Genomic DNA, 10,973 nt, shown 5'->3' with positions numbered 1-10,973 from the left:
TTTTTCCTTCATGACACCGGAGAAAGAATATCACATCCAGCCTTTTCCAACAGGCACCATACCGGATAATGGTCGGACACATCAATCGTACGGTCGACCTCACACTGCAAGACTTTAAAGGATTTGCTGACAAAAATATGGTCAATACGGAAATAAAAATGATTTTGATTATAACTGAAACCCGGACCACTCCCGGCCTCAACATAAGCATCGCTCAGCCCTTTGCCTACTACACGATGGGCATACGAAACAGGAGAATCATTGAAATCACCACAGACAACCATGTACTTCGACCGATTCTCACGGATTGTACGGGCTATGGTATCGACCTGAAAAGCTCTGATGGCAACGGCATCAGCCAGTTTCTTCAACAGGAACTTGCCGTTCTGTTTAACGACATCCTCACGTGGAGTCTTCAGAATATCATTATACAGTTCCTTATCGTGCGTATTCAACTTGTTTGATTCCAGATGATTGTTTATCAAGACTAAAGTATCTTTCCCCATCCTTAAACGGAATAAGGCGCTTCCATTCACCGACGACCTGTAATTTATCCGCTCGGCAGAAATAATAGGATAACGGGAAAAACAAGCCACCCCATTAGCTCCGTCAAAACCGATACGCTTATAATAAGAATAACCGGAAAGCATCTTTTTAATCTGTCTCTCCCCCCGTCCAGGAATATATTCCTGCAGACAGATAATGTCGGCTTCACTATCCTTCAGATAATCAAGCATCCTACGTTCTTCCATATCATCAGTATTTCCGCGTAATATTCCCTGTGTATTATAAGTCAGCACTTTAATCGTATCCTCACCCGTACCCTTATCCGGCCATCCAAACGGAGTATAAGTACGGAGACTGGACAAACCCATCAGGAATATGACTAACGGAAATAAAGCGTATAGCGGCTTAACAAACAGCCAGATGAGCAGGAAAGCAACATTAAGACAAATAAAAATAGGGAAAAACAGACCGGCACACGCCCATACCGGATGATGGACCGGATTAATATAAGGACTATAGGCACTCAACAAAAAACCTATAGCTACCAAGATATTACAAGCAGCCAATATCATCCATACAAAATGCTTGATATACCGTAGTTTCATTACCATATCCGGTTCTGTTTTTCTAATCCAACTACCTTCTACCCGCTGATCTCATTTCTTGCTCGCATCGAACAGGCTCTTCTTCTCTTCATCGGTCAGACTGGCATATCCCGACTGACGGAGTTTATCGAGAATCCGGTCTATTTCATCCGAACGTTCCTTTTTACGTGCGTTGAATTCATAATCTTTTTGTTTGTCACTGTAATAAACCTTCATTTTAGGCTTACGCGACCTGCCGGTACGGTTCCCACTGAAAAAGTCGACAATGGCATTGATCCATGCAGTAACATCATAACCTTTCCGTAATCCAGACGCAAACCACCATCCGGCAAGTGCACCCCCCAAATGGGCAATATGCCCGCCGGCATTCCCCGATGTCATAAACAACAGGTCAAGCACAATCATGAAAACTGCCACATATTTCAAGCGTACAGTTCCTATAAACATAAACTGTACCGGATAATTCGGCTCCCGCTCAGCCGTTGCCAATACGATAGCCAGCACCGAAGCCGAAGCCCCCAACAAATAGGAATAAGGTACGGCCGTTTCAAAATAAGGAAATATGTTATAAGCCAACATATAGAAAATGCCACCGACAATACCTCCGAACACATACAATCCACGTAAATGCCTGGAAGAGAAGAACTGCAGGAACAGACGGCCGAACCAATACAACCACAGCATATTAAACAGGATATGCAGCAATCCGGCATGCATGAACATATATGTAATAATAGACCAAGGCTGGAAAATAAACCGCCCGAAATCGGCTGGAAGTTCAAGATAATTGACCCATGCAACAGCCGGAATCTTAAACAACATCAGTATGATCGATACCAATGAAACGAGAACAAAAACACCTATATTCAAATAAAGCAACCGGATGACAATATCACCGCGTTTGAAATTCTCTTTCAGGTTAGAAATAAATCTGTTGTCCGCCACCATTTTTCTTTCTCCAATAAATGATCAAAATAAAACCAAAAAGCATACCTCCCAGATGGGCAAAATGAGCGACTCCATCGCTTCCTGTTATTCCCAACACCATTTCCAGAACAGCATACCCTATAACAAAATACTTCGCTTTAACCGGAAACGGAATCGGAAATATAAACATCTGACTGTTTGGAAACAGCATACCGAACGCCAACAAAATGGCATAAACCGCTCCAGATGCTCCAACCGTATTCAACTTATTCAGGAAATCCTGCATTGGAGCCACAATTCCACCTCCATAATCTACTATCGTATAATTCGACCAGTCTGTCACATATTCCATGTAATATACACCTTCCTGTATCAAAGCGGCTCCTATACCACACAAAATATAATAGAACAGGAAACGTCTCGGTCCCCACACTTGTTCCAATACACGGCCGAACATCCATACGGCAAACATATTGAAGAAAATATGCTGGAAATTGGCATGCATGAACATATAAGTAATCAACTGTGCAGGATTAAACGTATCGGCCAGAAAGAAATGCAAGCCCAACAACGCCTCAACATCTATTCCGTACCGTTTCGCCACGATTGTACCGAAAAAACACAGTACGTTAATGATCAACAGGTTCTTTGTTACTGTAGGTAAATTATTCATATATAATTCAAATTAATTATTCATTCTTCATACTGTCACGTAAAACCAGCAAACTTTCCGGCCCCATATTGAACAGCAGATCGGCTATACTCAAATTAGGAAGAAAACCTAGCTTCGCATCAAATACCTGATAATAGGTTTTAGGAGAAAAAGCCGGATCGGCCGATTTCCAATCTTTTTTAGGATGGATAATCTCACGGAAATCATCCACCTCCTTCAAATCCATCCCGTAGTCATCAGTCGGTACGATACAGGGCTGCAAGTCGATCTGTTCACAGACCCAATGACATAACTCACTGTTGAAATCATACAGGAACTCATATTTATGCTCAAAAAAACGATGGAATTCATCGGCATAATAATCGAAAAAAGGACTGTGCTTATAAGCCGCTACAAATGCGTTCCAATGCACATGACGCCAGTTGCCATGATCCGAAATCCGGATATCCTTCATCAGGCACTTGACTTCGTCTCCTTTTTCCGTAGGTACGGTCAGAGACAGCATTCCCTCAGCCGAAGCAATGACACAACGGTTACGGTATGTCTGTTTGATATAATGGTCATAACGCTCCACATATACCTTGTCATAGGCATACAATTTCGTATAATATTCAACAGGCGCCAAATAAGCCGAACTAAGTATAACTTCCTTTCCCATTTTTATTGTACACGCTGAAAGAATCTCCCCTTACGGGAAGTAAACCAAATACGCCAGGCTTTCCCGATCACATACTCTTCAGGAACAAAGCCGAACAAACGTGAATCATACAGATTCACCGGATCATTGGCTGCCATCCAATAGTAATTCCTGCTGAACCTGTAAGAAGTAACAGCCCGTCCGTCTACCAACAATGTATCTCCTTTCACATCCGCCCTACGCCCCTCATGCCACCTGATTGTGTTACAGAGCAAAACAACATTCCAAGGATATACTTTTACAGAAATATCTTTCCCCGGTACCTCATAAGGATGTACATCATCCGACAGGCTGCTATTCATAGAAGTAAAATGAACCGCCCCGTCAGCCTTCTGGGAAAGCAAATAAAACTCATAATGACTGAAACTGCGGATGTAATCACCTTCAGGAGTATATCCCAACAATGAATTATCCCGAATACCCGTCACATCCAACAAAGCCAGAACAACGTCTTCCTGAGAAGAAGGATAAGAATAGAGAGACTTGGCATCAGGACTTAAAATCTCTCCCTGGACATTCAACAGCTCCTTATTCAACATCAAAGTATCACCGGGTACACCGACACAACGGCTTATAAACAGATTACGGTTTTCCAATCTCTTGTTCCGACCAGCCGGAGAAGGATCATTGAACAAGACGATATCACCTTTCCTAACTTCCTGTCTGCCTATGCGATGATATCCGAACCAGGAAGGAAACGGCGTACGCAAACCATAGCTCCACTTGTTAACCAATACCCTTTCACCTTTATACAGGCTGTTTTCCATACCGGATGAAGGAATAATACAAGAGGTCACAAGAAAAGCCTTGACCAACACTACCACAATGATAATGCCCAAAGCCAGCTTCAGCCATTTCTTCCAGTCCTTACACACAGTTAATCTGAATTTTATCCTAACCTATACTCATTTGATCGAATCGACAAACTTGAACAGACGGTTCCAACGAATCTTACCGTCAAACAAGCTGCGGTCCTGATCTAGAGATAACCAGATAAATATGGGCTTCCCTACAATATGATCCTCAGGTACAAATCCCCAGAAACGGGAATCTGCCGAATTATGACGGTTATCACCCATCATCCAATAGTAATCCATCTTGAACGTATATTTATCGGCTGGTTGGCCATTGATGTAAATCTTACCGTCCTTCACGTCCAGACTATTCCCTTCATATACCTTTATCGGACGCTCGTACATCGGCAGATTGTCAAGTGTCAGATCAATTGTAGCACCTTTCTTCGGAATCCATATCGGTCCATAGTTATCTATAGTCCAACCCGTGTTCTTGTTCAACGGGTATAAACCTCCGGCATCATCATCAGGAACATCCTCAATCGAAATCACCAGATCCTTACGGGCCAGTAACGCAGCCTTCGCTTTTTCTGTCAACGGCATATTATAGACCGACTCATCCGTATAATAAGCCATCAAGTCCTCATGACTGATACCCAGTTCATGACAAACGTCATCGGGTAACATTCCTTTTGTATGAACCCAATAACGATATTGCACATTATCCGGTTCCTTATTCGGCTTTCCGTCCAGATAAATGATCCTGTTCTTAATCTGCAACGTCTGTCCCGGCAATCCGACACACCGTTTCACATAATTCTCCCGACGGTCGACCGGACGAGTGATGATCCTACCATATTGCTGGGGATTTTCATCAATGTATTTACGGCCGGCCTGATAATAGAAATCATATACCTGACGTTCCTGTTCCGGTGTCAAGGAAGCCATATCTATCGGCTGAGACAGCTCCTTGCCGGCCTGATAGCTCAACCGATACAAGTCTTCTGCCTGTACGGCACTGGCAACACTGTCACCAGCCGGAAAATTGAACACAACAATATCGTTCAGTTTCACCTTACCCAGACCACCGACGCGTTTGTAGTCCCATTTAGGCCATTCCAGATACGACTTGCAATTAAAGACAGGCAAGGTATGCTGGGTAAGCGGCATATGTAACGGAGTTTGCGGAATACGTGCCCCATAGCTCATTTTACTGACAAACAGATAATCACCGACCAGCAACGATTTCTCAAGGGAAGAAGACGGGATGACATAGTTCTGAAAAAAATACAGATTGACAAAATAAACAGCCACCAAGGCAAATACGATGGCATCAACCCATCCCATGACCGTAAGGACAGTCTTATTCTTCGACTTCTTCCACCAGGTCCAAGGTATTTTTTTCGTAATGTACGCGTCAAACAGAAATGGAACAACAATCAACCCCAACCAACTCTTCAGCCACAGCAAGAACAGGAGGTAAAGGACCATAACGATTCCAAACTTAATCCATTGTCTACGAGATATCTGTACCATAATTAAAATTGAAATAAATCATCCATACCCAAAAAGCCTTCATGTCCAGCGGTATATTCTGCAGCCAGAACCGCTCCCAAGGCAAAACCTTTCCGGTTCTTGGCATCATGGGTAATGATAATGGAATCGGCTTCAGACTCATAACGTACAGTATGGATACCCGGAACTTCACCTTCACGGATAGCACTTACCGGTATTTCATTCGGAGCACATTTTGTCGTTCCTGTCACAGTTCCGTCAGGAGCCGTCAACGTACCCATAACCCACTTGTCCTTACGGTCCAGGTTTTCCAAAATACCTTCAACCAAGGTGATAGCAGTTCCACTAGGAGCATCCAGTTTGTGCACATGATGTGTCTCGACCATCGAAACGTCATAATTCGGAAATTTATTCATGATGCGTGCCAGATACTTGTTTACTGCCGAGAAGATGGCGACTCCCAGGCTGAAATTAGACGACCAGAATAAAGTCTTGCCCTCTTCCTTACACAAACGGCGCATTTCATCGGCATGTTCACCCATCCAGCCTGTACTGCCCGAAACAACTTTCACTCCCTGGCGGAAAGCTTCAAGACAGTTACCGTAAGCAACGGAAGGAGCCGTAAACTCAATCGCTACATCGGCCGAACGAAAAGCCTCCGAACCGAAATCTTCACGATTATTGATATCAATCACACATACAATTTCATGACCACGGGCAACAGCGATTTTTTCAATCTCTTTACCCATTTTTCCATATCCTATCAATGCAATTTTCATAAATATCTGCGTTTTTAGGTACAAAGATAACGTTTTTCGTTATAAATCATTACAATTAGTGAACATTTACAGCTCGTTAACATGGAACAACTATTACACTATGTATGGAAACACAAACTTTTCGCTCTACAACCGTTACACACCACCAACGGACAAAACCTGGAAATCATTGACCCCGGCCTGTCCAACAATGATGCAGGCCCCGATTTCTTTAATGCAAAAATCAAAATAAACGGTGTGCTTTGGGTAGGAAACGTTGAAATACATCTACGGTCGTCCGACTGGTTCAAGCATAAGCACCATACCGATATTACTTATGATTCGGTAATCCTACATGTAGCATCCGACATAGATGCACATCCGACACGCACCAACGGGGAGCCCATACCACAAATGGAACTCCATTTTCCTCCCTATCTGCAAAAGAATTACGAGGAGCTGTTACAAGAAGACAAGTATCCGGCCTGCTACCGGATAATACCCGAATTGTCGCATTTCTTTTTGCACAACTGGTTATCAGCTTTACAGATTGAGCGGTTTGAAAAGAAGACTGCATGTATCGAGAACCGCCTGAAAGCCTACAATAACGACTGGGAACGGGTGTTCTTTATTACACTGGCCAGGAATTTCGGCTTTGGAATAAACAGCGATACATTCGAACTCTGGGCGAAACATATTCCCCTCCAGGCTATAAACAAACACCGGGACAACCTTTTCCAGATAGAAGCCATTTTCTTCGGACAAGCCGGGCTTCTGCAAGAATTACCCACAGACAACTATTCAGCACAACTCATAAAAGAATACTCTTATTTGGCCCATAAGTTTAACCTGGAACCGGTTAATGAATGCCGATGGAAATTTCTCCGGTCAAGGCCTGGTAATTTCCCTTACATCCGTATAGCACAACTGGCATGCCTGTATTACCGTGCAGAAGGACTATTGTCACGCCTGATGGAAAAGGAGCAGCTGAAAGAATTATCCGATGAACTGAAAGGGGGAACCTCCGAATACTGGATTGACCATTACCGTTTCGGAGAACCTTCTCTCCACCTCCCTAAAAGTCTCAGCCGGAATTCCATCGAGCTGATTGTCATCAATACTGTCATTCCCTTCTTATATGCCTATGGAAAACATAGGTCAAAACCAATCCTATGCGAGCGGGCAGCAAGATTTCTGGAAGAATTGAAGCCTGAAAACAATCATATTATCCGGATGTGGAAAGAATGTGGACTGGAAGCGGAACATGCCGGTGATTCACAAGCTCTTATCCAATTAAAAAAGACCTATTGTGACAACAAGAAATGTCTGTTCTGCCGAATCGGATATGAATATTTCAAAAAGCAGAGAGACTGACCAAGCCCGTCCTTTTACCGCAGTGCATCTTCCACCGCCTTTAAATAGACATCCAGACGATTACTCTTCAGGATAGCCTTCCGGGCTTTCCTGTCGAGATCGGGAAGCAAATACTCCCATACAGTCTTTAATTTGGCCAACAATTGTGAATCTCCACCTTCTATGATCCGCCGATAATACAAATACATTAATTCATGCATTTCGGCTACCTTATTCTTCAATTCCGCTTCAGACATTTTTCCTTCACGAAACGCTTTTGCCAACGAAGGATCAGCCAATAACCCACGCCCCAACATGACACCCTTCAGACGAGGGAATTCCTCCACCAACTCCTGTATGCCAGATACTGTACGCAGATCACCATTGTAGAATAAAGGTAATTCGCAAGCCTCATAGAAAGCATGGAACTCATCCTTATTTACCAGACCTTTATACTGTTGCTTTCCTACACGGGGGTGTAAGGTTACCGACCTGACACAAGAACGGTTCAGTAAGGGTAATACAGCACGCCATTCCGAAACCTCCTTCCACCCCAGACGCATCTTGACAGAAAAGCTGATATCCGGAAATTCTTCCATGGCTTTCAACAACGATTCTACCTTATCCGGGAAAGGCAGAATCCCGGAGCCTTTACCCTTATTGGCAATTAGAGGAAACGGACACCCCATATTCAGGTCAACCGTCCTATAACCCAATCCGTGCAAGAATCCAACCAGCAACGTAAACTCTTCCGTTTCACCGGCAACTATCTGCGGAACCAGTGACTGCACATTGTTCCTATCCAAAGAGACTTCACGACGATCTTTGTTACGTATACTCCCTTTCTCCAGACGTATAAAAGGGACATAATATCTGTCTATTCCACCGAACACCTGTGAATGAGCATTACGCCAGGCACTTTCTGTAAATCCCTGTAAAGGAGCCGCATTTATTTCTATCATATTCTAGCCGGTTTATTCTACAAATATAGGTTATTTTCCGTTATATTTGTAGAATACAACATTTTACTTAAATTATGGACAAATATATTTTCGAACTGAAAATGAAGGTACGCGACTATGAATGCGACCTCCAGGGCATTGTCAACAATGCCAATTACCAACATTACATCGAGCACACCCGTCATGAGTTCCTGAACTCGACAGGACTTAACTTTGCACGTCTGCATGAAGAAGGGATAGATCCGGTCGTTGCCCGTTTGAACATGGCATTCAAGACACCACTCAAAAGCGGAGACGAATTTGTATCCAAACTATATCTCAAGAAAGAAGGAATCAAATATGTCTTTTATCAGGACATCTTCCGGCTACCCGACATGAAGACGGTCATTAAATCTACCGTAGAAGCAGTCTGCCTGATCAACGGACGGTTAGGAAACAGTGAATTGTTCGATACTACATTTGCCCCATTTTTATCAGAATGATCACGCAAGAGCTTTTATACCGGTTGGCTTTAACCCAACTGCCCGGCATAGGCCCTATCAGCGCCCGTAATCTGATACGGGCAGCAGGAAATGCAACGACTCTATTCGAGCATAAGGACATATTGACAGATATCATACCCGAAGCCTCCTCCACCCTGAAAAAGATATTGGACTGTAAAGATGCGATCCGTCTGTGTGAGGCAGAGCTCAAATTTGCAGAAAAGAACCGGATTGAATGTCTTTGTGAAACGGACGAAGAGTATCCCTCCAGACTTCGAGAATGTGAAGATGCTCCACTGGTACTTTTTTATCGCGGCAACGCTAACTTAAACAAGACACATGTCATCAATATGGTAGGGACACGGAACGCCACAGAATACGGGAAAGATATCTGTATCCGCTTTATCAGAGAACTGAAAGAACTGATGCCCGATGTACTCATTGTAAGTGGACTGGCATACGGTATCGATATCAATGCCCATCGGGCAGCTTTGCAGAATGGAATGGAAACCATAGGTGTCTTGGCACACGGCCTGGACAGAATCTATCCGTCCGCTCATCGGAAGACAGCAACAGAGATGGTCACACATGGAGGATTACTGACTGAGTTTATGAGTGGGACTAATCCCGACCGACAGAATTTCATCAAACGCAACAGAATTGTAGCCGGCATCTGTGACGCTACCATTGTAGTAGAATCAGCCGAAAAAGGAGGCTCTCTCATCACTGCAGATATAGCGGAAAGTTACCATAGAGATTGTTTTGCATTCCCAGGCAGAATTAATGATACATATTCGGCCGGATGTAATAACCTTATCAGAAACAACCGAGCCGCACTACTACAGAGCGCAGAAGAGTTGATAGCTGCAATGAACTGGAATAGCCGTCACACAATACCACAGGCTGTACAGCGCCAACTGTTTCCCGAGCTGGACGACAAAGAACAGAATATAGTTTCAATCCTACAAAAATATCCAGAAGGTATACAAGTAAATACACTGGTAGTAAAAAGTAACATGGCCATAAATCACCTTACTGGAGTTCTGTTCGGTCTGGAGATGAAAGGTATCGTAAAAGTCTTGGCGGGAGGAATCTATAGACTGATATAAAGTCTAAGAAACTATTTAACGGGAAACATATGGGCAAAAAAAATGGGAGAACGCTTTCTCCCAACCTTGTTAACCTTAAATCTAATACTATGAAAAAAATCACAATGCAAATATAGAGTTTCGTCCCTATATACGCAATAGCAGTAACCATACTATTTTCCGCCTTGACGCACATTATTCACAAACCTACCTTTGCGCCATAACCAAATAACAACAATGATTATGGCGAAAGAAAAAGTAAACTATCAGGAGGTATATGACCTCTATCAGTTATGCAGCGAGACCAAGGATCTTCGGGAGTTCTGTGCTGATTATGGAGTAAACTACGACAAGTTCATGAACTGGCAGCGTCATCAACTGTGGAGCGAGAAGTTAGGCAAGACTGTTCATGTAGAACAACCTAAGGTTGCCAAAGTCCAGATAACCGACAAGCCTTGCAACAGTCCAACTGTAAAGTTGGAAGTGAAACAGCCTGAAGGTGAATCTCCGATTAAGTGGGTAAAACTGCAATTGACATCCGGAGCGACACTGTTTCTGAGAAACACCACAGTTCTTGATTTGAGTCTGTTGCTTAATAAAATGATAGGATGA

12 protein-coding genes are annotated in these 10,973 nt (G+C 43.4%); 4 read left to right on the top strand and 8 right to left on the bottom strand.

Annotation, left to right across the window (positions count from 1 at the left end):
• Positions 1-8: 8 nt before the first annotated feature.
• Genes BQ7489_RS13415 through dapB form a run of 7 tightly spaced genes read right to left on the bottom strand, consistent with a single transcriptional unit; the run spans position 9 to position 6,497 of the window.
• Positions 9-1,118, bottom strand: a complete 1,110-nt coding sequence (locus BQ7489_RS13415; protein ID WP_239496957.1) for an endonuclease/exonuclease/phosphatase family protein — start codon at positions 1,116-1,118, stop codon at positions 9-11.
• Positions 1,119-1,163: 45 nt separating this feature from the next.
• A complete protein-coding gene (locus tag BQ7489_RS13410) occupies positions 1,164-2,060 on the bottom strand; it encodes a rhomboid family protein (RefSeq protein ID WP_072531410.1) in 897 nt (298 codons plus the stop codon).
• A complete protein-coding gene (locus BQ7489_RS13405) occupies positions 2,032-2,712 on the bottom strand; it encodes a rhomboid family intramembrane serine protease (protein WP_072531409.1) in 681 nt (226 codons plus the stop codon). The genes BQ7489_RS13410 and BQ7489_RS13405 overlap by 29 nt, the downstream gene beginning before the upstream one ends.
• Positions 2,713-2,728: 16 nt before the next feature.
• Positions 2,729-3,370, bottom strand: a complete 642-nt coding sequence (locus tag BQ7489_RS13400) for a WbqC family protein (protein WP_072531408.1) — start codon at positions 3,368-3,370, stop codon at positions 2,729-2,731.
• 2 nt (positions 3,371-3,372) lie between these two features.
• Positions 3,373-4,284, bottom strand: a complete 912-nt coding sequence (lepB, locus tag BQ7489_RS13395; protein WP_072531407.1) for a signal peptidase I — start codon at positions 4,282-4,284, stop codon at positions 3,373-3,375.
• A gap of 30 nt (positions 4,285-4,314) precedes the next feature.
• Entirely contained in the window at positions 4,315-5,739 is a 1,425-nt protein-coding gene (locus tag BQ7489_RS13390; RefSeq protein ID WP_072531406.1) for a S26 family signal peptidase, read from the bottom strand.
• Between the two features lie 2 nt (positions 5,740-5,741).
• Positions 5,742-6,497: a 4-hydroxy-tetrahydrodipicolinate reductase gene (dapB, locus tag BQ7489_RS13385; protein WP_072531405.1), complete on the bottom strand. Its 756-nt coding sequence runs from the start codon at positions 6,495-6,497 to the stop codon at positions 5,742-5,744.
• Positions 6,498-6,578: 81 nt separating this feature from the next.
• Between dapB and BQ7489_RS13380 the strand changes: the two genes are divergently transcribed.
• Positions 6,579-7,850 carry a DUF2851 family protein gene (locus BQ7489_RS13380; RefSeq protein ID WP_072531404.1) on the top strand — a complete coding sequence of 424 codons (1,272 nt, stop codon included), beginning with the start codon at positions 6,579-6,581 and terminating at the stop codon, positions 7,848-7,850.
• A 14-nt stretch (positions 7,851-7,864) separates the two neighbouring features.
• Here the strand turns inward: BQ7489_RS13380 and BQ7489_RS13375 are convergent, their stop codons facing one another.
• The gene (locus tag BQ7489_RS13375; protein ID WP_083580723.1) at positions 7,865-8,788 is read right to left on the bottom strand and encodes a tRNA-dihydrouridine synthase family protein; all 924 of its coding nucleotides are present in this window, start codon (positions 8,786-8,788) and stop codon (positions 7,865-7,867) included.
• 77 nt (positions 8,789-8,865) lie between these two features.
• Between BQ7489_RS13375 and BQ7489_RS13370 the strand changes: the two genes are divergently transcribed.
• The 3 genes from BQ7489_RS13370 (at position 8,866) to BQ7489_RS13360 (ending at position 10,973) form a co-directional block, all read left to right on the top strand.
• A complete protein-coding gene (locus BQ7489_RS13370; protein ID WP_072531402.1) occupies positions 8,866-9,273 on the top strand; it encodes an acyl-CoA thioesterase in 408 nt (135 codons plus the stop codon).
• The gene (gene dprA, locus BQ7489_RS13365; protein ID WP_072531401.1) at positions 9,270-10,382 is read left to right on the top strand and encodes a DNA-processing protein DprA; all 1,113 of its coding nucleotides are present in this window, start codon (positions 9,270-9,272) and stop codon (positions 10,380-10,382) included. The genes BQ7489_RS13370 and dprA overlap by 4 nt, the downstream gene beginning before the upstream one ends.
• A 222-nt stretch (positions 10,383-10,604) precedes the next feature.
• Positions 10,605-10,973 carry a hypothetical protein gene (locus BQ7489_RS13360; RefSeq protein WP_204352755.1) on the top strand — a complete coding sequence of 123 codons (369 nt, stop codon included), beginning with the start codon at positions 10,605-10,607 and terminating at the stop codon, positions 10,971-10,973.

Source organism: Bacteroides ilei (genome assembly GCF_900128495.1).
In the GTDB taxonomy this organism is placed as follows: Bacteria; Bacteroidota; Bacteroidia; order Bacteroidales; family Bacteroidaceae; genus Phocaeicola; species Phocaeicola ilei.
This window is presented reverse-complemented; position numbering and strand designations above follow the sequence as displayed.